General features: G+C 37.7%; 19 protein-coding genes. 8 read left to right on the forward strand and 11 right to left on the reverse strand.

All coding sequences use genetic code 11. The features are described from left to right. Positions 1-12 precede the first annotated feature (12 nt). A complete protein-coding gene (locus HRT55_RS02765) occupies positions 13-543 on the reverse strand; it encodes an ACT domain-containing protein (protein ID WP_291616305.1) in 531 nt (176 codons plus the stop codon). Positions 544-836: 293 nt separating this feature from the next. Between HRT55_RS02765 and bamC the strand changes: the two genes are divergently transcribed. After that, on the forward strand, positions 837-2,006 hold the full coding sequence (gene bamC, locus HRT55_RS02770; RefSeq protein ID WP_291618639.1) for an outer membrane protein assembly factor BamC: 1,170 nt from the start codon (positions 837-839) through the stop codon (positions 2,004-2,006). Positions 2,007-2,118: 112 nt separating this feature from the next. On the opposite strand, the gene HRT55_RS02775 is transcribed toward bamC, so the two are convergent. Genes HRT55_RS02775 through HRT55_RS02790 form a run of 4 tightly spaced genes read right to left on the reverse strand, consistent with a single transcriptional unit; the run spans position 2,119 to position 4,708 of the window. Then, positions 2,119-2,307 (reverse strand): hypothetical protein, encoded by a 189-nt coding sequence (locus HRT55_RS02775; RefSeq protein ID WP_291616302.1) that lies wholly within the window; start codon positions 2,305-2,307, stop codon positions 2,119-2,121. Positions 2,308-2,355: 48 nt separating this feature from the next. Continuing rightward, on the reverse strand, positions 2,356-3,072 hold the full coding sequence (locus tag HRT55_RS02780; protein ID WP_291618640.1) for a M15 family metallopeptidase: 717 nt from the start codon (positions 3,070-3,072) through the stop codon (positions 2,356-2,358). 29 nt (positions 3,073-3,101) lie between these two features. Beyond that, positions 3,102-4,301: a succinyl-diaminopimelate desuccinylase gene (gene dapE, locus HRT55_RS02785; protein ID WP_291618642.1), complete on the reverse strand. Its 1,200-nt coding sequence runs from the start codon at positions 4,299-4,301 to the stop codon at positions 3,102-3,104. A gap of 56 nt (positions 4,302-4,357) precedes the next feature. Beyond that, positions 4,358-4,708: an arsenate reductase gene (locus HRT55_RS02790; RefSeq protein ID WP_291618644.1), complete on the reverse strand. Its 351-nt coding sequence runs from the start codon at positions 4,706-4,708 to the stop codon at positions 4,358-4,360. Positions 4,709-5,506: 798 nt separating this feature from the next. On the opposite strand from HRT55_RS02790, the gene HRT55_RS02795 reads away from it, so the two are divergent. The 3 genes from HRT55_RS02795 (at position 5,507) to HRT55_RS02805 (ending at position 11,557) form a co-directional block, all read left to right on the forward strand. Then, on the forward strand, positions 5,507-7,261 hold the full coding sequence (locus tag HRT55_RS02795; RefSeq protein ID WP_291618646.1) for a hypothetical protein: 1,755 nt from the start codon (positions 5,507-5,509) through the stop codon (positions 7,259-7,261). A gap of 243 nt (positions 7,262-7,504) precedes the next feature. Further along, entirely contained in the window at positions 7,505-9,307 is a 1,803-nt protein-coding gene (locus HRT55_RS02800) for a hypothetical protein (RefSeq protein WP_291618648.1), read from the forward strand. A 972-nt stretch (positions 9,308-10,279) separates the two neighbouring features. Beyond that, positions 10,280-11,557, forward strand: coding sequence for a bifunctional diguanylate cyclase/phosphodiesterase (locus HRT55_RS02805; protein ID WP_291618650.1), 1,278 nt, complete (start codon positions 10,280-10,282; stop codon positions 11,555-11,557). Between the two features lie 173 nt (positions 11,558-11,730). On the opposite strand, the gene HRT55_RS02810 is transcribed toward HRT55_RS02805, so the two are convergent. From HRT55_RS02810 to HRT55_RS02820, 3 genes are all read right to left on the reverse strand, one after another. Further along, positions 11,731-12,111 (reverse strand): ACT domain-containing protein, encoded by a 381-nt coding sequence (locus tag HRT55_RS02810; RefSeq protein WP_291618651.1) that lies wholly within the window; start codon positions 12,109-12,111, stop codon positions 11,731-11,733. A 738-nt stretch (positions 12,112-12,849) separates the two neighbouring features. Next, positions 12,850-14,970: a phosphate acetyltransferase gene (gene pta / locus HRT55_RS02815; protein ID WP_291618653.1), complete on the reverse strand. Its 2,121-nt coding sequence runs from the start codon at positions 14,968-14,970 to the stop codon at positions 12,850-12,852. A gap of 34 nt (positions 14,971-15,004) precedes the next feature. Next, the gene (locus tag HRT55_RS02820) at positions 15,005-16,243 is read right to left on the reverse strand and encodes an acetate/propionate family kinase (protein ID WP_291618655.1); all 1,239 of its coding nucleotides are present in this window, start codon (positions 16,241-16,243) and stop codon (positions 15,005-15,007) included. Between the two features lie 224 nt (positions 16,244-16,467). On the opposite strand from HRT55_RS02820, the gene HRT55_RS02825 reads away from it, so the two are divergent. Then, on the forward strand, positions 16,468-17,004 hold the full coding sequence (locus HRT55_RS02825) for a DUF412 family protein (RefSeq protein ID WP_291618657.1): 537 nt from the start codon (positions 16,468-16,470) through the stop codon (positions 17,002-17,004). Positions 17,005-17,116: 112 nt separating this feature from the next. On the opposite strand, the gene rlmA is transcribed toward HRT55_RS02825, so the two are convergent. Then, a complete protein-coding gene (gene rlmA, locus HRT55_RS02830) occupies positions 17,117-17,959 on the reverse strand; it encodes a 23S rRNA (guanine(745)-N(1))-methyltransferase (RefSeq protein WP_291618659.1) in 843 nt (280 codons plus the stop codon). A 12-nt stretch (positions 17,960-17,971) separates the two neighbouring features. Continuing rightward, a complete protein-coding gene (xthA, locus tag HRT55_RS02835; RefSeq protein ID WP_291618660.1) occupies positions 17,972-18,778 on the reverse strand; it encodes an exodeoxyribonuclease III in 807 nt (268 codons plus the stop codon). A 294-nt stretch (positions 18,779-19,072) separates the two neighbouring features. On the opposite strand from xthA, the gene HRT55_RS02840 reads away from it, so the two are divergent. From HRT55_RS02840 to HRT55_RS02850, 3 genes are all read left to right on the forward strand, one after another. Next, the gene (locus HRT55_RS02840) at positions 19,073-19,789 is read left to right on the forward strand and encodes a winged helix-turn-helix domain-containing protein (protein ID WP_291618662.1); all 717 of its coding nucleotides are present in this window, start codon (positions 19,073-19,075) and stop codon (positions 19,787-19,789) included. 388 nt (positions 19,790-20,177) lie between these two features. Further along, positions 20,178-21,467 (forward strand): ATP-binding protein, encoded by a 1,290-nt coding sequence (locus HRT55_RS02845; RefSeq protein WP_291618664.1) that lies wholly within the window; start codon positions 20,178-20,180, stop codon positions 21,465-21,467. A gap of 195 nt (positions 21,468-21,662) precedes the next feature. Further along, positions 21,663-22,313, forward strand: a complete 651-nt coding sequence (locus HRT55_RS02850) for a VC2046/SO_2500 family protein (RefSeq protein ID WP_291618666.1) — start codon at positions 21,663-21,665, stop codon at positions 22,311-22,313. 83 nt (positions 22,314-22,396) lie between these two features. Here HRT55_RS02850 and HRT55_RS02855 read toward each other — a convergent pair whose 3' ends face one another. Continuing rightward, positions 22,397-22,876, reverse strand: a complete 480-nt coding sequence (locus HRT55_RS02855) for a YchJ family metal-binding protein (RefSeq protein ID WP_291618668.1) — start codon at positions 22,874-22,876, stop codon at positions 22,397-22,399. Positions 22,877-22,963 lie beyond the last annotated feature (87 nt).

Consider the following 22,963-nt stretch of genomic DNA (forward strand, 5'->3'; position numbering starts at 1 on the left):
TCTTTATGGTTATCATTGTAATAAATTAGCATTGGCTTTTTTGATACAGCCTTGAACATCAGTTTGTTGACAAAGCTCTAAGAAGTCACGTTCAAGCTCATCAATACTAATCTTCTCTGTTAAAGCAAATAATATGTTGGCACTCATATGATTCGTTTTAGGATCTATTGCTGATTTTAATGAAGAGATATCTATTTTACGTGTGGCAAAAAAAGCGGTCATGGCTTTTAAAATACCTGGTTGATCAATACCACAATACTCGGCTTGGTAATGCTTGACCAAGTCAAAGGTTCTATGGCCAGAAGTTCGCTTCATCATAGTGACTAAATCTAAACTATGAGCGACTTTGGGGATTCTGGCTTCAATTTTATTAATTGCTCTGGCTTCGCCATTAAGCAGCATAATGAAGGTAAATTCAGAGCCAAAAAGGGCCATTCGGCTGTCTAATATATTACATTCGCATTCACTTGCTAATTTAGTTAACTCACTAACACAACCTGTTCGGTCCGCTCCCATCGCTGTTAGTACTAAATATTGTGACATTCATTACGCCTAAGTTGTCCAGAAAGGCGCATTGTAACTGATCATGATTAAAGTTGGAATCATCTTGCATTTTTGTGGTCATATAACTTGTGTTTGTAAAATCAGCCAAGTACCATGGGGCGCAATGTTTAGCCCTATTTTAATGTAAAGGCGTTGAGTTTGTTATGGATCCTCTGGCCTCGCCTGAGAAAATAATAGATTTGCTCGTTTGGTATTAAATCGAATTGTTTTTAGTTTTTTTAGTGAGCTTAGTTGGGTTTTGAATATCAATAACCTAAGCCACAGGAGTTTTAATGAGTTGTAGAGTATTTTATTTATCACTGTTAGCCTTATCACTAACAGCTTGTGGTTCTGTTAATAATAAACAAGCCCAAGGCAGTTTTGATTATCAGTATAAACCTGAAGCTAACGATCTCGTTATTCCAGCTAATTTAAATAAACCAAAGCAAGTGAAGGATTTTTTTGTCACCGATAAAATAAATCATCAAGGCCCTATTGGTGAAGATATGGATATTCGAGCACCGTCACTGGTTATGCCTGTTGCTGCATCTTCAAGAGTTGTAGATGAGTCTGGTGTCGCGATTATTTGGTTTGATAAAGTTTTAGAAGATAAAGATTTATTGGATTTTATCGAAAAAGTTGTCACTGAAAAGTTAGTTGAAGATAACATTGGTTATAACTACGTTGAAGAAGATACTGAGGTTACTTTAAGTAAAGTTATTGAAGGGGCGACCAGCTTAAAAGAAACCAGTATTAAGCGAGAAGGTATTAAAACCGCGATCCTAGAGTCGGATTGGTATCACAACGAAGTGGATGTTGGTTGGATTTTTACCGACATACAATTTTCAAAGAGTGTACGTTTTCGTTATCAATTATTAGCTAAGCCACATGGTCGCAGTGTTTCATTACGTGTTTCATTAGTTGATTTTTTACAAACCGATGAAACCGGTGGTAGCCAAACAATGGATCCCATTGATAAGCAACGAGCTGAAAAAGCCATGCTTAATGAGCTAATTGCCGCCGTTGATTATAGTTATCGAGTGCAACAACGTGCAGATCGCTTAACTCGTGCCAATCAAAAGTTAGTCACAATAGGCCAGAACATTGAAGAGGAACCTGCTTATATAATTGAGATGGGTTTAGACGACCTATGGGGCAATATGCCACTATTCTTTGAAAAGCATGGTTTTACTATTAGTGATTTGAATGATGATAAGAAAATTTACTATGTCGACTTTGTTAAACCAGAGAGTAGTATTTGGGACAGTATTTGGGGTGATGATGTACCGGTAATTGATGTAAGTGATGCCCACTATCAATTTGTTTTAGCGCCTATTGATGAGCTTGATCAGAAGACCGCAGTCACCATTTATAATGCTGCCGGTGAGCCATTACCGTTGGCAACGTTAGAAAGAATATTCCCAATATTCGAGCAGGGTTTATCGTTTAGAAACGTTTTTTAAGGCTGTATCGACTAAAAAGCGTTTACTTGCTCTTTACCGAAATAAGGTAAAGAGCAGACATAAAAAAACTCCACAGGTTGGAGTTTTTTTATGTCTTGAATTAGTCAAAAATCTAAGGTTTGTTCTTTTCAATAGTTGCCAATTTATGGCCACTTTTGCTGGTTCTTGGCAGGGTTTCTTTTAAGTCATTTAAATTGTGTTTACGCATTTTTTGCTTTGAGTTTTTTTGAAAGGTGCTCAAGTTGCCTATGATGATAGCTAGCGCCAATACGATCATACAAATAGCTAACCAATTGGTCATTGGAATGCCTCTTAATAAGTTTGTTAAGGCTAAGTAAAGACACTCAGCTTACAGTTTAGTGAGTATAACATTTGTTGGCACCGCACAGACATTATTAATATAACGCTTGGCTATGTCATCTAGATTATTAATTATTTCGTCTTTGCCCAAGATACTGCTATTTACTAATGTCTTGGCTAATCGTTCAATATTAAAAGCTTGCTGATATTGATGTGCTAACGGCGCGTAAGATAAATGCCAAGGCTCACTGGCAACACCGCCTTGGAAGCTAGCATAAGGGAAATAAAAGCCAAATTGGTGCGCGTATTTAACCAGCCAAGTTGATAGCTTAGCTAAAGGCCCTTGTGCGCTATATTCCCACGGATCAAGCTGTAGTTGATAATCATCAGCGAGTAGGTTTGGCGCGTAAACATCAATGTCACAACCCCAATGGTGGCGACTAGCGCCAGGCAGGGCGGAATAAAGCAAAATACTGTGCGCTAAATCAAGTGGCGATAAGTTCGCGGGGGAAATTACTTCGCCAGCCATATTCTTAATCGGTGTTTTACCCGAAAATTTATTGTTCCAAAGCAGCAGCTGTCGGTCAAACGAGCGAAAGCCACTGGCAATTTTCAAGTCAATATCAGCGGCGCTTGCCGCAGCAACTAAAGCTGAAAAAGCAGTTTTCATTTCTTGGTGAATAGCCACTCGCTCATTAACATAATACAAGTGTTGCTCGGTTTGACCCAGTATTTGAGCTGAATTGATGTCCTTGCTAGTCGGCATGATTAAATGAAACCTTGTCAGTAAATAAATTAACCATTAATGTTTTTGTGGGTGCATAAAACATTAACCAAGCAGTGATAATAAATATCAACCAGTTGCTCTAAATCGTTACAAGAAACCGATTCATTGACTTGATGGATAGTCGCGTTACATGGACCTAGTTCAATCACTTGTGCTCCCGTTGGCGCGATAAAGCGTCCATCTGAAGTACCACCAGCGGTTGAAAGCTGAGTTTTCTTACCAGTAACCGTGAGTATGGCTTGGCTGACGGCGTTTAAAAAACCGTGCTCTGAGTTTACATGCTTGGTAATAAATGGCTTGCCATTAAAAGTCCACTTTATCTCATAATCAAGTTGATGTTTGTTCAAAATCGACTCGACTTGCTCCACAATCATTTGGTCGGTTAATTCTGTGCTATAGCGTAAATTAAATAATGCGGTGAGATGGCCTGGGACAACATTGGTAGCGCCAGTACCGGCATTAATATTTGATAATTGAAAACTAGTCGCAGGGAAATATTCATTGCCCTGATCCCATTCAACTAGGCTGAGTTCAGTTAAGGCTGGCATGGCTAAGTGGATTGGATTTCTCACATGTTCAGGGTAGGCAACATGGCCTTGTTTACCTTTAATGTCGACTTCTGCAGTAATTGAACCACGGCGGCCGTTTTTAACAATATCGCCAACTACATTAGTACTAGAAGGCTCACCGACAATACAATAAGTGATTTTTTCATTGCGTGCTTCTAGGGTATCAATAACCCGAGTGGTGCCATTAATAAAGGGACCTTCTTCATCACTGGTAATTAAGTAGGTGATAGCACCTTGATGATCTGGGTGGTCTTTAACAAAACGCTCTGTCGCCACTATCATTGCCGCCAAGCTACCTTTCATATCTGCAGCACCACGACCATATAACATACCATCGATAATGGTTGGTTCAAATGGCGGCGTATCCCATAACTCAAGGTTACCAGCCGGCACTACATCGGTGTGGCCAGCAAAACAAAAAACTAAGTCATTGTCCTTGCACACGCTACTATCGCGACGAGACCAAAGGTTAGTGGTATCAGCAAAGATCATGCTTTCATTATTAAAACCAAGTTTTGCTAAGCGCTCTGCCATCAATTTTTGGCAACCAACATCTTCTGGGGTGACGGAAGCTCTGGCGATAAGTTCTTTTGCTAACTCGATAACAGCACTTTCATTTTTTTGTTCGGTTTGACTCACAACGATTACCCTTAATTTATTTTTAATACCTGGCTTTTAACTGCAATATTTTTTGATTATTTGCTGTCGAAAAGACTTTGATACTGGTCAATTTTAAAACCGAGATTGAGTTCACCATTTAATGGTAATAGTGGTCTCTTCAGTAATGTTGGTTGCTCAAGCACTGCGGCAAACATTACTTCATCAGTAAGATTATTTTTTATCTCTTCAGGTAGGTTACGAAAAGTGGTACTGCGCTTGTTTAATAATAACGACCAATCACTTTGATTAACAAATTGTGTTAATAACTCTGCAGTTAAAGGTTGTTTTTTAAAGTCATAAAGTTGATGAGCAATGTCGTTTGCTGTAAGCCATTTAGTGGCCTTTTTTACCGTGTCGCAATTCTTAATCCCATAAAGTGTAATCATATTTGAGCAGTATCCAAGAGTTAATAATCAATGCCTAAGATGATATCAGAATCAGTAGGCTATATCCGCTAGTAATAGGCAATGTGTTAGCTAGATCTAAGGATTAAGCATCTTTTCTCGATCATGTAAATATTTTTACCAATACAACTTTTAGATAACGTCTGCTTATATAAACTAGAGAATTCATCGATGTGTGAATTTCAATTGCTTACATTTTGTTGTAATAGTTATGCTCACTCTTATGTCGACTATTTCAAGGATAGTTAAAATTAACATAGCTACTCTAAGGCGCTTGCGCAAAAGCTAAATAGCACTAGCTCTATAAGTCTGTGTTATTGCTTTAATTCATCATACTAACTCTAATCGACCTCGAATCAGCTATTTTGGTTTTTATAAATAAAAACAATACCTTCTTGCTTTGGATACCCACCGCTATTACGTCGGCTACTTAAAATGCAGTCAACATTAAATAGTATATATGATCAAGTTCGAACTAGTCCCTTACCTTGATCCTTGTAGGTAAAAAACACGTTGAGTGATATTGCACCACCCAATTTTTTGTGCTATCTTCTCGCTCCCAAAAAAAGTAGGGCGTCAAAACGGAGTGAATATACCTTCATGATTACCTTATTTTTTTTGAATCAGTCAATTGTCTGTCGTTGATAAAGTAATTTCTTTAACGAGAAAACGCTAAAATTATAACAATTGACCAGTAAATTTTAGGAGGGTAAGCAAATAGCACTTATTACCCTAACTCAGGTTATACAAGAAACAGGTTATACAAGAAACAGGTTACAGATGAATATACAAAGAACTATGTTAACACTCTTATTGTTAGTGTTAACGCTAAGCACTTCTGGTTGTGGCAGTGAAAAAAAATCAAATGATGACACCGACACTGGTGTAGATGTGATTATCAGTGATAAACCTATCACCAATGCTATTGATGGTAAGACATATACTTACCGCGCTGATTTTGGTGACTGGAATGATAATATTGACGTTACTTTTACCATTAAAAATAAACCTGACTGGTTAACTTTTAATGAAAAACAGGGCGTTATTAGCGGTATTGCCAAGACATTTATCAACATTCATAAAAATGTTGAATATGTCTATTTTGATATTGAAATTATTGCCACACTCAACGGCCAAGTGAAAAGCACTAAGCCGTTTAACATCGTTATCACCAATGAAGCGGGTAAAATAGTCACTAAGCACATTGTCTTTAGTGCGACCTATGCAGACAGTGAAACGGGCATTAACCAAGCGAATATCGACAAACATTACAACAGTGTTGCAGCTTATGTGAACTACCTCTCTAACGGCAAACACGAAGTCAAATTTGATGTTGTTCATTTAGAGCCGATGACAGTATCGCGTGAACAAATGAGGACAATATCTTTAAGTCAAACGGCTTTAAGTATTGTTTATATTGAAAATTCGGCTGATTTATCCAGCAAGTGTGATCTAACGGTGATGATGCCCCTAGCACGCACTTGGTATGATGAGAATAAAGAAGGTCAATCAGTTAGCGCCGAACCAGACTTTTCATTTACCGAAAAACTTGGCGATATCAATAAATGTGAATCTTTCTTCTTACCTACAATGGCTACCCATTACCTTAATATTCCTGAAAATATAAATATCGACGATTACCATAGTATGCTTTTTACCTTCTATGATGACGAGATTTTCCACCAGCCTTTTGCTAGCAATTTCGAGCCGGGCTTTAACCTTAAGCAAGGTGAAAAAGGGCTAGACGGTTATCATTTTGCCATAGCTAGTATGAATGACGATGATTTTAATGAAGCGCTTTATCTCGACATAGATTCTACCAATAGGACGTGGGCTGAACTCGAGATACTCCGTAAAAATCCCAGTATTATGTCGGAGTTCTATACTCAAGAGCAAGCACCACTGACATCAAGTGAAAAGAGCACGGCACATGAGCTTTTTCATCTACTGGGGGTTTTGAATCATGACGATGGCTTAACTCGATATGGTCTTGATAACAGTATTTTCAAAACGTTAGAAACAAACTTGCAACAAGGTTATTGGGGAGCCGTTAATTATGGAGATCAATTTAGTATTATGGGCTCAAAAGCTTTTAGTATTGGTTTAGCACCTTCATCACGAGAGCTTTTGGGTTGGGTAGATAGTAATAATATTCACACTATTGATAACAGCAGTGAGGCCGTCATTATTAATGATATTTACAGCACACAAGGGTCAACCCTTGCTAAAGTAAAAGTCGAAGGTGGTTATTTATACCTGAGTTATCATGCAGGTAATAGTTATGATGAACCCCTTAAACATCCATTATTAGTCGAGCATAGCCAAGGTATTCAAATTTACTATACTGATGAAAGAACCCCAGAAAAAATGTCTGAGTATCCAACAAGCTCAACATTGCTCGACCCAGATGAAGATCTATTCAATGACAGCTACGCGCTAAAATCCGGTGAAAGTTACACTATTTTTAATATTGAGATAAGCACGGTTTCGGTTGACGGCGAGCAAGCGATTTTTAATATAAGTTACCTAGATTAACCAATGTTTGCTTTTGAACAAAAGTAAAAACATTATCCCCGAATTCATGTTCTAACATTTATTCAGACACTCACTGTTGAGTATTGCTATTTTTACCTCGACTTTACAATAGCAAGGCTTAACAGTGAGTTTGTCATAAATGATTGTTTTTTAAATAACGTGTTTTTCTGCTATTTATGTTTTCGATACTAGTAAGTTTGTCCCTTAAAACAGGTAAACTCCTCCCATATAAACAGAGAATATATGAACAAAATGACCTTTTTATTAAAATCCCTATTACTTATTTTAGTCATAAGTATTACTGGCTGCGGCGGTAGCGGCAGTGCTAGCAGCGAAAGCTCAAATAATTCCAATGATAGCGCCGAAAACAAGCATTCTACTTCTGATGATGCCGCAGATATTGCATTTAGTGATAAACCTATCACCAGTGTTGTTGATGGCCAGACATATGCTTACCGCGCCGATTTTGCTGACTGGAATAATAATACCGATGTTACGTTTACCATTAAAAATAAACTTAACTGGTTAATTTTTAATGAAAAATATGGCGCTATTACCGGGTTGGCCAAGCCATTTATCAACATTCATAAAAATGTTGAATATGTCTATTTTGATATTGAAATTATTGCCACACTCAACGGGCAAGTGAAAAGCACTAAGCCGTTTAACATCGTTATCACCAATGAAGCGGGTAAAATAATCACTAAGCATATTGTCTTTAGTGCGACCTATGCAGATAGTGAAACCAGCATTACCCAAGCGGACATCGACAAACATTACCAAAATGTGACTGCCTATTTTAATTATCTCTCTAACGGCAAACAACAAGTCATATTTGATATTGTTCATTTAGAGGCGATGACAGTGTCGCGTGAAAAAATGAGAACTCTCTACTTAAGTCAAACAGCTTTAAATACTGTTTCTCCTAATTCATCCATTACATGTGATCTAACAGTGACGATACCTTTAGCACGCACTTGGTATAATGAGAATAAAGCAGGTAAAAACGTTAGCACCGAGGCAGATTTTACCTTTAGTGAAAAGCTTGACGATTTCTCTAAATGTCAATATTTCGATCTAGGTATAATGGCTACCCAGTACCTTAATATACCTGAGCATATAAACATCGATGATTACCATAGCATGTTATTTATGTTCTATGATGATGAAAATTTTCATGCGCCTTTGGTTTCTGGATTTACCAAAGACTTTAATGTTAAGCAAGGTGAAAAAGGGCTAGACGGCTATGCATACGCAATAACTAATATGAATGACAATCAAAATCAGCCTTTTGATGAAGCGCTTTATCTCGAAATAGATACTGAGGATAGGACGATGGCTGAGCACGACATACTCGAAGAAAATAGCAAGATAATGTCTGACTATTATACTCAAGGGCAGGTACCACTAACATTAAGTGAAAGTAGCACGGCCCATGAATTTATTCACCTGCTGGGGGTAGGGACGCATGACAATGGCTTAAGTAGGTACGGTCTTGATAATAGTATTTTTAAAACCTTAGAAACAAGCTTGATAAACAATAGTTGGGGGCCAGGGAATTCTGTTTCCTATGGTGATCAATTTAGTATTATGGGCTCAAGAGGGCATAGTATTGGTTTAGCGCCATCAACACGGGAATTTTTGGGCTGGATAGATAGTAATGATATTCACGTGATTGATAGCAGCAGTGAAGGCGTCATCATTAATGATGTTTACAGTACGCAGGGGCCAAGTCTTACTAAAGTAAAAGTTAAAGGGGGTTATTTATACCTGAGTTACCATGCCGGTAATGGTTATGATGAAACCCTTAAACACCCATTATTAGAAGAGCATAGCCAAGGCATTCAAATTCGCTATACCGGAGCAAGAAATCCTGCGAATCAGTATACGTTAACAACCTCAACCATGCTAGACCCAGATGAAGAGCTATTCAATGACAGCTTCGCGCTAAAAGCGGGTGAAAGTTACACTATCTTTAATGTTGAGATAAGCACAGTTTCGATTGATGGTGTGCAAGCAATTTTTGATGTGAAGTATATCAATTAGTAACTATTTCCACCTAAATGGCTTCATTAATACCAATCAGACTAATTAAGTGATTACTTAATTGGTCTGATTGGTATAACCCCTAATCATACATTGGTACTATGTTCCTAAGGCGCTATGAGCCCCTGAACGCCGCAGAAGTATGAAGTGAAAATGTCAGCTTTATGAATGGAAAGCTGCCCCTCGTTGCATCTATTTTATGAGCCAACAGAACAAATTAAGTATTAAAGTAGAGTTTTTATTAAGGTCAGCTATCGTATCAAAGTGGTCATTATACTGGTTGATTTTGAACAACAAATTTAGACCGATTTGTGATAATAGCAGAACTAAAACTTCAGCTAATTTATAAGTGAATGTTCGTCTTTCTTAGGGGGAGGTCTGTTCTGGGGTGATGACAGTTTACGGCACTAGTATAAAAAACTGCTTGCAATTCTTTATTCCATAAAGGGTGATCATAGTTAGGGGGTATCCAAACATCTAATAAATAAGGCTTAAGATGATATCAGAAACGATAGGCTATATCCGCTTTTCTTTGGCTAGATGAGTGCCCTGTCGGTAGTGAAACGATGTCTTTTTTAATGTTAGCTCTATGAGCTGGTAGTAGGCTATAGAGCTGTTATAGCAAAGGATTAAGTACCTTTTGCTCGAATATGTAAAACCTTTAACTAATAACTTCTTTTATAAAAAATCAGCTTATATAATTTCGATAATTCATTAATTTATAAAACGGGGCAGAATTTTCATTGCGAGGAATCCTGACTGATGTAGAGAAGCATTGATGATAATAAAATATAGAACCGTTGTTAAATTTTAATTTTTTGCCGACAGCACATTACGCCTGAACGGGTTATCTAGAAATATAAAGTACTCGATCATATGGTGGAGAATACAACTATTGCTATCCTATAAATTAAAACAGATAGTCTATAATCATTCCTAAGGATTTATTTATATTGCTCACGGAGGATCTTTATGAAAGAAAAGGTGTGTGTAGTAATGAAAGAAAATGATCTCCTCTTAGAAAAGTCTATCTATCGTTTATTTGAAATAACCCCTGTTCCAATTGCCTTGTCTTTTCCTAGCGGCAAACTTGAATATGTTAATCCTGCACTTAAAAGAATGCTTGGTTATGAAGGTGACGAAATATATGCTAATAAAGTCACTATTACCCACCTTGATGATATTCATGTTAATGAAGCTATAAGAAAAGAATTAACTCTGCACCCATTTGTACCCATTCAAGTGGAAAAAAGATATAAACATAAACTAGGACATACTATTTCTGTTCAATTGAATATTGTTGCACAAGCAGATAATGACAACTTGATAAAAAGGTATATTGCACAGTTAATAGATTTAACAACTATCAAAAAATCAGATGCGGCAGAAATACTACTCAATCATTTAGTAAATAAATCCAATGATGCAATTTATGTTGTTGAACCTGAGTATGGCCAAATTTTAAATTGTAATCAGTTGGCGCATCAAAGATTAGGTTACTCCAAAGATGAATTACTCAAGCTATCAGTTTCAGACCTTAATTCGAAATTCGATATAGAAGGTAAGTGGAAAGAACATTGTAAACGGATAAAGCTTGCAGGAAACATAGTTATTGAATCCACACATACAAGAAAAGATGGCACTAAATTACCCATAGAAGCGAGCATTAGTTTCATTGAATATAATCTTAAATGTTATTTGCTGGCAATCGTAAGAGATATTTCAAGACGCAAAAAGAAAGAAATAGCAGCATTGGAATTAGCTAATTTAGACCCATTAACTAAACTTCCTAACAGAAGAGCACTTGAAAATAAATTAGAAAAGCTGTTTAAAAAGTCAAAGTTAAAAAACACATTGATCGGATTTTTCTTTATTGACCTTGACCATTTTAAGCTTATTAATGATTCACATGGTCATAGTGTTGGCGATGAAATTTTAGTCGGTACGGCGAATAGATTAAAACATTGTATTAGAGAATCAGATATTGTTACTCGCATGGGCGGTGATGAGTTTCTTGTAGTAATAAGTGGTGTTGAAGATCGTTCATCTATAAAAATAATGGCTGATAAATTACAAGAAGAATTCAATTCACCTTTTAAAGTTCAAAAACATTTAATACCGGTAAAAGCTAGTATTGGGGTTTCTGTGTATTTAAATAACAATGGCGATGCCCACACCTTAATACAATTGGCAGATGAAGCAATGTATGAAGCTAAAAAAGAACTTGGAACGTCCATTTACTATATATAAGATTACTCAATACTGTCTGTAGCCATTAAGTAAAACCAGTCATAAATTTATCCTCAATGGGAACAGAGTACCCATTGTCTCCCAAATATTTATGTACGCTGACGTACCGATTGCGTCTCTAGTTTTGAATAATTTAATCTGCTTTATAAGTCGATGACTATTATGTTTTAGCTCTATATCACTAGATATTGATTATCCCGCAGCGCTGCAATTGCCTGATTAATAAACTCTTCTTTAACCAGGATATAATCAGTATCGAAAGTAGATATGGCGAAAATACTAATTTTCTCATTGGCTAATATCGTAGAAATGTTCGATAAAATACCGGTCATGGTTAAAGCCAAAGGACCAACAACCTCTAAAGCTTGCCAATTTAACTCCACTTCATCACTTGCAATAGTAATGCTCTGTGGCAAGACAATGGAAATTTCATCGAAAGTCTTAGCGATAAAAAAAATACTGGCGCTAAATACCTCTCCTGGGATAGTTGCACTTTCGGATAAGCTATGAATGGCAAAGTGCTCGTTAATTAGTCTAAGTGTTAACTGTGACATCAATGTCCTTAAAGATTGCTAAAGTCGTTTAACTATAGCACTTGTTAATTACCGTCAGGCTTAAATGACCAAGATGACTATAGGTTTGATCGCTAGCTGTGTTTGAAAATGTAAAGCTTTAACTGAAATTTATATAAAACGCCTATTTACGAAAGTTTTACTAGGTCGTCTTAGGTGATTATTAATAGTTATCTTGAAATATTCTATCCACAAAACCTGTGGATAGAATTGTGAGTAATCCTGTAGTAACTACCTTTACCATTGAAATATAAGGATAAAACGAGCAGCTCATTTTTTGACTAGTTAGGTGTTTAATACTAATAAATTGGATAAGTGATCAAAAGAGCCTGTTGGATCCTATTATTGGTAAAATTAACATTTTAATGCGGTTAAACTGGTTAAAAGTCACTTTAACCGCACTCGAAACCTTTAAATGAACACTTTTTAACAGGCTATAAAAAGGTGGCTAATACCAATCGGACTAATTTATTGATCACTTAGCGAGAATTAAAAGGCTTAGAGGCAAGGCATTGATTGAAGAGAATGGTTATTCCCTTATCAAAATCAAGAACGCTGCATGTAAGCCTTTTAAACTCGCCCTTCGGGAGCTCATTAGCAAACTGATAACATCACAAAATGAATGAAATATAGAATAACTATGTTTAATCCATTTTGTTTGTTCTAAGCTCGCTAGTGCCGCTCTAAGTTGGTCAATTAATTAATCCGTTTGGTATAACGTTATTGTGTCGCCTGTATTGCTGTTAGGGCAATGGTATAAACAATATCATCGACTAAGGCTCCGCGTGACAGATCATTAACGGGCTTATTCATTCCTTGTAACATAGGGCCTATGCTTAATAAGTCAGCTGAGCGCTGTACCGCTTTATAAGTAGTATTACCGGTATTTAAGTCAGGGAAGATAAACACTGTCGCTTTACCCGCTACAGGACTATTTGGCGCTTTTTTCTTAGCGACATTCTCCATAATGGCGGCATCATACTGGAGTGGACCATCAATAATAAGATCAGGTCGTTTGGCCTTAGCTATTTCAGTTGCCCTGGCGACTTTTTCTACATCAGCGCCTTGACCTGAACGGCCGGTACTGTAACTGATCATGGCAACTCTGGGTTCAATATCAAACGCTTTTGCCGAGTCTGCAGATTGAATGGCAATATCCGCTAACTGCTCAGCATTAGGCTCAGGGTTAATGGCACAGTCACCATAAACTAGCACCTGATCTGGCAGTAACATAAAGAACACCGATGAAACTAAAGAGCTATTTGGTGCGGTTTTAATTAATTGCAACGCGGGTCTTATGGTGTTAGCTGTGGTATTAACGGCTCCTGAAACTAGGCCATCTACTTGACCAAGTTGTAACATCATAGTGGCTAAAACAACATTATCTTTGAGGTTTTCTTGCGCAACAACATCGGTTAACCCTTTGTTTTTTCGCAATTCAACCATAGGACCAACATAGTTATCTCTAATAGAGTCGGGATCTGTTATTAATAAATTATCAGGTAGGTTAATGCCTTGATGTTCAGCAATCTGTAGTATTTCTTCCCTGTTACCAATAAGTTGGCACCGAGCTATGTTACGCTCACAGCAAATTGCTGCCGCTTTAATGGTGCGTATATCGGTACCCTCAGGTAAAACTATTAGTTTGTTGGCCTTGCGAGCAAGTTCGGTTAATTTATGCCTAAAAGCTGGCGGTGATAATAAATTATAACTATGGTTTTTCGAGGTTAGGTTTTCCAGCCAATCACTACTTAAATTATCGGCAACATGCTGCTTAACTTTATCTTGGCGTTGCACATCATCTTGTGGTATTTCTGGGTTAAAACTCATGATATGACGTGATGTTTGCCAGGTGTCCCATGGCACAGATAATACAGGTAAACCGGCATCCAGCGCTTGCTTGCATAACTCCCAAACTTGCTTTGATGGCTCAAAACCATTAGTTAAAATCATGCCGCCTAATTTTGTACCATTTAATGCCGATAAACAGGTAGCAATAATAATGTCGGTGCGATCGCCAGGGGTAACAATAAGACGACCGGGAACTAAATAGCTGACTAAATTTGATACGGTACGAGCACAAAAAGCAACGCTGCGAAAACGGCGATGCGCCATATCACCATGATTAAGGATCTTGGCATCAAGGTAGTTACTAATGTCACAGATGCGCGGCGCAATGAGGTCTATGTCCCATATTATAGTGCCTAGTAAGTCAAAGTGTCTGTCTTTGAAAATGGCTAAATCTAACCAGTCTTTTAGTTTAAAATCACTTTCTATCTCTTCTTCTTTCGGCAATATGCCGTATTCGTCTTGATCTGGGCAGTTTAGTTTATTGATAACACAGCCAATAAGGTGTTTGTTTTTGATACCACCATAAGTTTCAGCAGTGACTTCAAGTCGATCTTCAAATTCTTCTGGGCTGTCATTACCTGGGCTAGCAACCAAAACGATGTTGGCTCCGAGTGCCTGAGCTACATCACGGTTAATACGACCAGCATAAGGTTGTCTTGATGTGGGTACTAAGCCTTCAATAATAACTACGTCGTGATCTTTTTTAAAGGCATCAAAGTTGGCAACAATTTCTTCTAACACTATATCGCGCAAGCCATCGCCCATTTTTTCTTCAACATAACTAAGCGATAGACTCGTGCTATTTTGCGATAAACTAATGGCATCAATGGTTTTATTTTTTTTAGCTAAGCTATTGCGCGATGGCTGGCTAATGGGTTTGAAGTGCCCGACTTTAATGCCTTTTTGCTGGCAAGCATGCAATAAACCTAGCGATACACTGGTTAGCCCTACACCTGAGCCAACAGGGATTAACATAATTCTATGTGGCATAACTTTAATCCTATTTAATCTTTATTTGTAGCATCTACTTAGCTGTATTTTCTAGTAATTGAGCTGATTGCTCGGCTATAACCCACTCTTCATTGGTGGCAATAACCCAACATGCTCTTGAGTTTTTATCTGCAATATTACCTGATGCGCCAAAACGTGTAGCTTGGTTCTTTTCTTCATCTAAAGAGAAGTTTAATAAGCCAAGCTGCTTAACGATTTCAGTACGCACCCACGTTGAGTTTTCACCAATGCCACCGGTAAAAATAAGACCGTCTAGTTGCGTTAAACTGGCACTGTAAGAGGCAATGCTTTTAGCAATACGGTAACAAAAAATGGTCATTGCTAATGTAGCTTGGGCATTATTACCCGTTAGCATGGCGTCTTCTAAAGTGCGGCAATCATTGCTTAGCCCTGAAACACCCAATAAACCACTTTCTTTATTAACTAATTTATCAACCTCATTAATCGAGTAACCTAAATTATCGACTAGATGGAAGATAATGCCGGCATCAATATCGCCACAACGGGTGCCCATCAAAACACCTTCGCCAGGTGTCATACCCATACTGGTATCAACACTTTCGCCATTTTTAATGACAGTAACACTACAGCCATTACCTAAATGAGCACTGATCAAGTTACATTGCTCTAGTGGTTTGTTTAAATACTTTGCTGCTTGCTTCGCAACAAAGTAATGGCTAGTACCGTGAAAGCCATAACGCCTTATGCCATGTTCCTTGTACAGAGAATAGGGCAGGCCATAGATATAAGCTTTCTCTGGCATACTTTGATGAAACGCCGTGTCAAATACTGCGACTTGCGGTAAGTCGGCAAAAGCTTGCTGGCACGCTTTAATGCCATTTAGGTTGGCTGGATTATGTAAGGGCGCGAGTTTTGCCAACTCGCCAATCGCTTGTTCTACCTGTGGGTTAAGTAATGTCGGCTCTGAATACTGTTCACCACCATGCACTACTCTATGGCCAATTGCGCTGATATCTTTCACTAAGTTCAATTGCTGTAATTGTTCTACCAAGACAGCCAATGCGGTTTGGTGATTAAAAGGCGTGGTTAGTTTATAGGACTGTTTTTTTCCATGGTGCTTGATGGTGATTGCAGCTGCTGAGCTGAGTAAACATTCAGCTAAACCTGATAATAACGTTTCGCCACTTAATGGCCTTATTAGAGAAAATTTAACAGAAGAGCTGCCACAGTTGATCACTAAAATGGCATCTGCTTTAACAGCGGCTTTGTTATGCGTTTTTTGTTGAGTCATGTCTGTTGTCTTTTAAAAAAGTGAATAGATATTAAATGATTACATGTAACAATAATTATATAGAACAATAACAGTGTTCTTATTATAGCGCTGGAGTTGCTTAAAAATCTTGATGCACGGCAATAAAAATCGGTTTTGTGGACGTTTAATTGTTTATATTTGCAATAATCTGTTAGTTACATTTCTAACTGTTGCTTATAAGCACTAGCTGCTATAGTAGTGTTATGAATATCTCTGTTGTACAACTCATTAAATTGGGGCAAAAATACTTATCTCTTTGGCCTGACAAGCCAGAATTAACCCAGTATTTCGAAGATTATCGAGGAGTACAGAGTGCTCGCTTTGTTTGTCGATATTTTCCTGCTTTAGCCATGTTTACCGTTATTATGCAGCTTTATGTCGCTTCTGGATATCCCATGGGCCAAGGCTCGATAAATAATGCTATAAATGCATTGCCGCAAGCACTGGTCTATGGCTTGTTTTTAATAAGTATGCCGGTACAAGCCTTAGTTCTTTCAGGTGTTAAAGCCGATAAGTTGTTACCACCATCGCTGGCTTCTTGGTATCACAGTGGCTTAGAGAAGGTAAAACAGCAGGGGAAAAAACAATTTCCTGAGCAAGGAGAGCATAGCAATGACCGAAATAATGGTCATAGCTATAGTCACCGTAATAAAAATGCTATTGCGAAGTTAGCAACGTATAAACCACGTTATATTGACCTTGCGCAACTTTTACAATTAACTTTCGCGACTACAAAGTAACTCTCGTTACTTTGTTTATTGTTGCGGAAAAAGTTTGTAGTCATAAAGTGAGTTACCAAGGCCATCTGTTCATTAGATTGCTCTTTCTTTTGACTACTATCCCTTCGAAATATTATTTCTTTTGATACAAACGTAGGACAAAGTCCGCTTGGCAGCTGAACTCTTTTTGTTGCTTTAATTCGCTAATCAACTCTTCACTGGCTTTAAAGGCAAAGGGCGTCATTGCTAATAAGTTCAGCACATCGTCACTATTGGTGAAGTTCATTGAGTAGTTTAAGCGCTGTTCTTCAACCAAGGTTAATTGCTCAATGGCTAGCTTGGACGTGTCATGTTTATTCGCTTGGCGATATATCAACGATTTAAGTTCAAATAAGTGATTATCAGCAGGGGTAACCGTCAATAAATAGCCTTGATCTTGCAAAATGCGGGTAAACTCATTTTCTAAAATGGGTGCGTAAACACTATAAAGCCAGCCGAAATGTTCATCCTTAAAAGGCAGATCAGACAGCGTTGCCACGCTAAAAAAGCAATCTTGATAGCGCTTCGCCGCAATTTTTACCGTTTCTTTGGCAATATCGACGCCGTAGACCTTATTTAACTCAGTTTTATGCTGATGAGTATAAAAGCCTTCACCACAACCGGCATCAAAAACTGCTGCTGTTTTATCGCCATACTTTTCATAGAGCGCTAACATACTGTCAATTAAAGGCTGGTAATAGCCCTTATCTAAAAAGGCTCGTCTAGCTTGTACCATGGCTTTATTATCGCCGGGCTCTTTTGAGTGCTTAAACTGCACCGGTAATAAATTAACATAACCTTGCTTGGCTTGATCAAAGCTATGTTTATTTTCACAACGGTAGCTCTTATCAACAAGTAATAACGCTTGTTGGCAAAGCGGACAGCGGTATTGGGCCATATTCGTGATTAAATTAGGAGCTAAACTTTCAGTACTCATCAATAGCGAACCTTATGAAAATGTTGACCAAATAGGTGCATGATCTGAAGGTTTTTCAATGCCGCGTAATTCATAATCAATATCAGCTTCAATGCATTGCGCTGCCATGTCTTTTGTTGCCAGTACCACATCAATGCGAAGGCCGCGATTATCATCAAAGCCACGTGAGCGATAATCAAACCAAGAGTAACGTTCGGTTGTTTCTGGGTGTAATTGGCGGAAAGTATCAATAAATCCCCAATCCATTAAGGTAGTTAACCATTGACGTTCTTCTAGTTGGAAAGAACATTTTCCGCTTTTTAACCAACGTTTACGGTTCACTTCGCCAATACCGATATCAAGATCAAGAGGGGAAATATTGATATCACCCATGACGATGACATTTTCATCATTGGTGTGATGTTCGTTAAGGTAGTTCATTAAATCTTGGTAGAATTTACGCTTGTACGGGTATTTAGTCTCATGGCTAATGTTTTCACCTTGAGGGAAATAGCCATTTAATATGGTAACTTTTTCACCTTTATCATTGGTCGTTGTTACCATTATCATTCTACGCTGTGCTTCATCGTCATCAGTAGGGAAACCGCGCTGGACAGATTCAGCTTCTTTTTTACAGAGCATAGCAACACCATAATGTGCTTTTTGGCCATGAAAATATACGTGGTAACCCATGGCTTCAACCGCTTCTAGAGGAAAAACTTCATCATGAACTTTGATTTCTTGTAAGCCAATAATATCGGGTTGATGTTTATCGATAATCGCTTGCAATTGGTGAAGACGAGCACGAAGGCCGTTAATATTAAAAGAGATGATTTTCATAGAATTCCTAATGACTTTTAGCGAACAATATCGACATGTATTGCTTGGTAAATTAAGCTGATGATCTTGCGTGTTTATCTATCTTCTCGCAAGTTTTATTTTTCACACTCTGTTATAAAGTGTAATTTAAACGTAACAACTGGTAGAAGCTATTGTTTAACCGTAATAACTTGTTTAAGCTAACCCTAAATGAGCAACACAGCATAGAAAACTGTTAATACAGTTATTAAGTACCGTTATTCGTAATGCTATTTTTTATAAAATAAATAGCACGTAATAAATAAGGAAATGAACATGCCAGATAGTAACCCAAACGTAAAAAAAATATTATTAGTTGAAGACGATCGTCAATTGTCCGACTTAGTCACTGACTTCTTAATCAATGAAGGCTTTCATGTAAAGCAAGAGTTTCGTGGTGACACTGTTGCTAAACGAGTAAAGCTGTTTTCACCTGACCTTATTATTTTAGATGTAATGTTACCCGGTAAAGATGGCTTTGGTGTTTGTCGTGATTTACGCCCAGACTTTAATGGCCCTGTACTTATGCTAACAGCAAAAAGTACTGATTTTGACCAAGTGTTAGGTTTAGAAATTGGTGCTGATGATTACGTTATCAAACCAGTTGAACCACGCGTATTATTAGCGCGTGTTAACGCCTTATTACGTCGCGGTGATTTACCTAATCAAAGTGAAGAGAAAGGTGAGATTAACTGTGGAAGTTTATATATCAATAAGGCCTCACGTAAAGTGACTTTACATGATGAAAATATTGACTTAACGAGCCAAGAGTTTGATTTATTATGGTTGTTGTCAAGTAAAGCTGGTGAAGTACAAAACCGTGATTATATTTATAAAGCGGTAATTGGCCGTGAATATGATGGTTTAGACAGAAGTGTTGATGTTCGTATCTCTCGCTTACGTAAAAAATTACATGACAGTACTGATACACCGTTTAGAATTAAGACTATTTGGGGCCAAGGTTATTTATTTGTTCCAGATGCATGGAGCTAGCCCTCAGTTAGTTATGTCACTATGAGGCTATGGTGACCATATATATCAAGGCTTTGTTTACTTACCCATAGTTGCAAAGCCTTTTTTTTAAGCTTTATACCCGTTACCATTCAAAGTGCTCGATTTCAGTGGGAATTTAAATGACTTTAGTCAAGGAGAAGAACGTAAACATAGTCAGTCTATATTTTTGTTCTTTAACGCCGCATAAAGTCATTTAAAACCCATCGCAGAAGCGCTTGAGCAACATTACTTCATCGTTTCATCAATTTGAAATGGAATAACCATGGCTACATTGATATGCCTTGAATTGAAATTGCTCAAGTACTCTGAAACATGCATCTTGAATGGTAACGGGTATATATTCTTCATTTGTTAAAAAGGTACTTTGATGAAACTCGGACGTTCATTTTTCAATCTCTATTTTTTTATTATTTCTACTTTCATTATTTTTTCTTGGGCCCTTGATGAGGCTTGGACTTCCTATCTTGAGCAAGATATTGAGTCTTATACCGGTTATAAAACCATGTTGATGGCGTTAGGTGATTATACGCAAAAGCATGATAAAGATGAGTGGGAAGAGATTATTTCGGGCGCTGGAAAACGTTGGGAATTACCATTGAAATTAATGACATTGGCAGAAGTAGAAGCTATTGATCATACCGACCATAATGCCTTAAAACACTCCAATACTCATATTTATTATTCGGGTGGCAGTGTTACCCTACACTACTTAATTAAAGGGTCTGACTCTGTTATTACTTTAGAACGGGCAAAAATGCCCACTAGGCCAAGATTAAAAGCAACTTACAGGGTTTTGATACTTGCTACCTTTGGTGTGGTTATCTTTATTTGGTTGTGGCCAATGTCACGTGATTTAGAGCAGCTTAAAAAGGCGACCCGTGCCTTTGGTCAAGGTAATTTTGATAGTAAGGCACCTGCGGCAAAATCAACCATGATAGCACCGATGATTTCCTCGTTTAATATGATGGCAGCTCGTATTCGGCGGCTAATTGAAGCCCATAAGGAATTAACCAATGCCGTATCCCATGAATTAAGAACGCCTTTAGCGCGAACTAAATTTGCCCTACAGATGCTTGATACAATTAAAGATGATGAAAAAAGAGCGAAGTACCAGCAACAAATTAGTAATGATGTCTGTGAATTGGAAGAGCTTATCAATGAAATGCTTATTTATGCGGCTTTTGATAACGACAAACCTGATCTGAACTTTACTCGTATTGACCTGAATGAATTAGTGAAGTTACAAATAGCTAGTCATGATCAGTTTGTTAGCTCAATAGAATTTATTAATAAACTGCCGGATAACCTTGTTTGTTGTGATGGCCATTTTATCGATAGAGCAGTTAATAATTTTGTCAGTAATGCCATTAAATATGGTAACGATAAAGTGAGAGTTACTTTGTCATTAGAAAATGAGCAATGCAAAATTTGTGTTGAAGATAATGGTGATGGTGTTTCTGATGAATTCAAGAAAGTCATTTTTGATGCATTTTCACGTGGCGATCAGTCAAGAAACCGAGAAACTGGTGGTTTTGGTTTAGGTTTAGCGATTGTTGCCCGTATTATGGAGTGGCATCAAGGTCAAGCGACTATCGGCGATAGTGAGCTAGGAGGAGCGTCATTTACCCTTTCTTGGCCAATCAAGCCCATGCGTTAACTGAGTTTTAATAAGCAGAAAGTAAAATAGCTAATCAAGGGAGCATCAAGCGTGATGATTATTATTAATCAAAATTATGGTTAATAAAGTTAGGTAATAAATAATTGTAAAATTTATTGCCTTATCGGCTAAATGTTTTTTACTTTTAGCCGATAACTTATTTATCAGTATATAGATAAATAAGAGAATAGTGCATTGGCCGTAGAGCTATCATCACAGTTACCAACAAATAACTTCGCAGTAGGTACTGAAGCGAGCAAGAGTAGTGCTGAGCAATTAGCCACTGACTTTTCATCCGCTAATGTCTTACTGCATGAGTTACAACTAGGTGAGCAGCTTAATGAAAGCGTTGGTGAAACTCGTCGTGCTGATTTTACTTTGATGTTGGCTATGTTAACCGATGATGTCCGTGAGCAAAGCCAATTTTTATTGCCACAAGCAACAGAGCCGGCAACTGTAGACGTTACTAATATAGCTTTGAGAAAACAATTTAACCTAGCAGAGCAAGCCCCTTTAGCACTGTCAAAACCAGATGATGTTAAGCAATTTAACCAAGGGCAATCTATTGTTGATAACGATTTAGCAAATATACATTTATCTAACGCGATGAAAGCTAAACCTTTAGCTTTTCGTGATGACAAAAATCATATTGAATCTCAAGTGCTGCAAAATACCAGTTTGTTTACTCAGCTTAAACACAAGCAAATTACCGCGGCGGCAAGCCAAGGTCAGCCAGGCTCGATTAGCGATGCGGATAAACCCCTTAGCAAGCCACTGACCTTTAATGCTAAGGCATGGTTAGATAGCATTCAGCAGTCTTTAGTTAAAGCACCTCTGCTTAACTAGAAGCTAACTAGAACTTAACTTGCTGTAAGTTAGCATTTACTTAGCAGCTAACTAATACCTCACCATTATCAGCACCTAGCCAATTACTTCCCACAGCAGTGTTTAAACTTCTTGCCTTTTTTTGCCGACCAAGCGGTTGGATAGCGATTACATGGGCATATTTCATTACGTTTAATATTGGCAATCTCATTATGCACAGTGATTTCACCATCAATATAGCGCCACTTGTTTTCTTCCAAGGCAAAGTTAGACTTTTCTCGTAATTCACATAAGGTATTATCAACGACAGAATAGGCTGAAAACTCTACTGTGTTTGCACCACTTTCATGTATTACCAGTGCTAGCCACAAACATTCATCGGCCCAAGCTTGAATCTCAGTCACCGACTGCTTTATCCGTTGAGCTGCACCATAGGTGTCAAAAATAAATTGACCGTCTTTTATTGCGTAGGCACTAAAGCGAGAGCGCATCAATTGCTCAGGTGTGTTGGCTTGTTGTTTCTGGGTAATAAAAAGTTGGCAACATGTCTTAAATAATAAGGTTGAACCGCAAGGGCAAAGCATAACAAAGTGTCCATTGATGAGAGTATATGTAAACCGCTTTATTTTACCGTGTTTTTAACGCAGATAAAGCGGTATTGGTCGTTTTAT

Origin of the sequence: Colwellia sp. (assembly GCF_013214175.1) — a bacterium.
GTDB lineage: Bacteria > Pseudomonadota > Gammaproteobacteria > Enterobacterales > Alteromonadaceae > Colwellia.

What these genes read in the sequence shown, in the direction of transcription:
- HRT55_RS02765 (WP_291616305.1), bottom strand. Translation starts at nt 543, where the DNA reads ATGTCACAATATTTAGTACTAACAGCGATGGGAGCGGACCGAACAGGT.
- bamC (WP_291618639.1), top strand. Translation starts at nt 837, where the DNA reads ATGAGTTGTAGAGTATTTTATTTATCACTGTTAGCCTTATCACTAACA.
- HRT55_RS02775 (WP_291616302.1), bottom strand. Translation starts at nt 2,307, where the DNA reads ATGACCAATTGGTTAGCTATTTGTATGATCGTATTGGCGCTAGCTATC.
- HRT55_RS02780 (WP_291618640.1), bottom strand. Translation starts at nt 3,072, where the DNA reads ATGCCGACTAGCAAGGACATCAATTCAGCTCAAATACTGGGTCAAACC.
- HRT55_RS02790 (WP_291618644.1), bottom strand. Translation starts at nt 4,708, where the DNA reads ATGATTACACTTTATGGGATTAAGAATTGCGACACGGTAAAAAAGGCC.
- HRT55_RS02795 (WP_291618646.1), top strand. Translation starts at nt 5,507, where the DNA reads ATGAATATACAAAGAACTATGTTAACACTCTTATTGTTAGTGTTAACG.
- HRT55_RS02800 (WP_291618648.1), top strand. Translation starts at nt 7,505, where the DNA reads ATGAACAAAATGACCTTTTTATTAAAATCCCTATTACTTATTTTAGTC.
- HRT55_RS02805 (WP_291618650.1), top strand. Translation starts at nt 10,280, where the DNA reads ATGAAAGAAAAGGTGTGTGTAGTAATGAAAGAAAATGATCTCCTCTTA.
- HRT55_RS02810 (WP_291618651.1), bottom strand. Translation starts at nt 12,111, where the DNA reads ATGTCACAGTTAACACTTAGACTAATTAACGAGCACTTTGCCATTCAT.
- pta (WP_291618653.1), bottom strand. Translation starts at nt 14,970, where the DNA reads ATGCCACATAGAATTATGTTAATCCCTGTTGGCTCAGGTGTAGGGCTA.
- HRT55_RS02820 (WP_291618655.1), bottom strand. Translation starts at nt 16,243, where the DNA reads ATGACTCAACAAAAAACGCATAACAAAGCCGCTGTTAAAGCAGATGCC.
- HRT55_RS02825 (WP_291618657.1), top strand. Translation starts at nt 16,468, where the DNA reads ATGAATATCTCTGTTGTACAACTCATTAAATTGGGGCAAAAATACTTA.
- rlmA (WP_291618659.1), bottom strand. Translation starts at nt 17,959, where the DNA reads ATGAGTACTGAAAGTTTAGCTCCTAATTTAATCACGAATATGGCCCAA.
- xthA (WP_291618660.1), bottom strand. Translation starts at nt 18,778, where the DNA reads ATGAAAATCATCTCTTTTAATATTAACGGCCTTCGTGCTCGTCTTCAC.
- HRT55_RS02840 (WP_291618662.1), top strand. Translation starts at nt 19,073, where the DNA reads ATGCCAGATAGTAACCCAAACGTAAAAAAAATATTATTAGTTGAAGAC.
- HRT55_RS02845 (WP_291618664.1), top strand. Translation starts at nt 20,178, where the DNA reads ATGAAACTCGGACGTTCATTTTTCAATCTCTATTTTTTTATTATTTCT.
- HRT55_RS02855 (WP_291618668.1), bottom strand. Translation starts at nt 22,876, where the DNA reads ATGCTTTGCCCTTGCGGTTCAACCTTATTATTTAAGACATGTTGCCAA.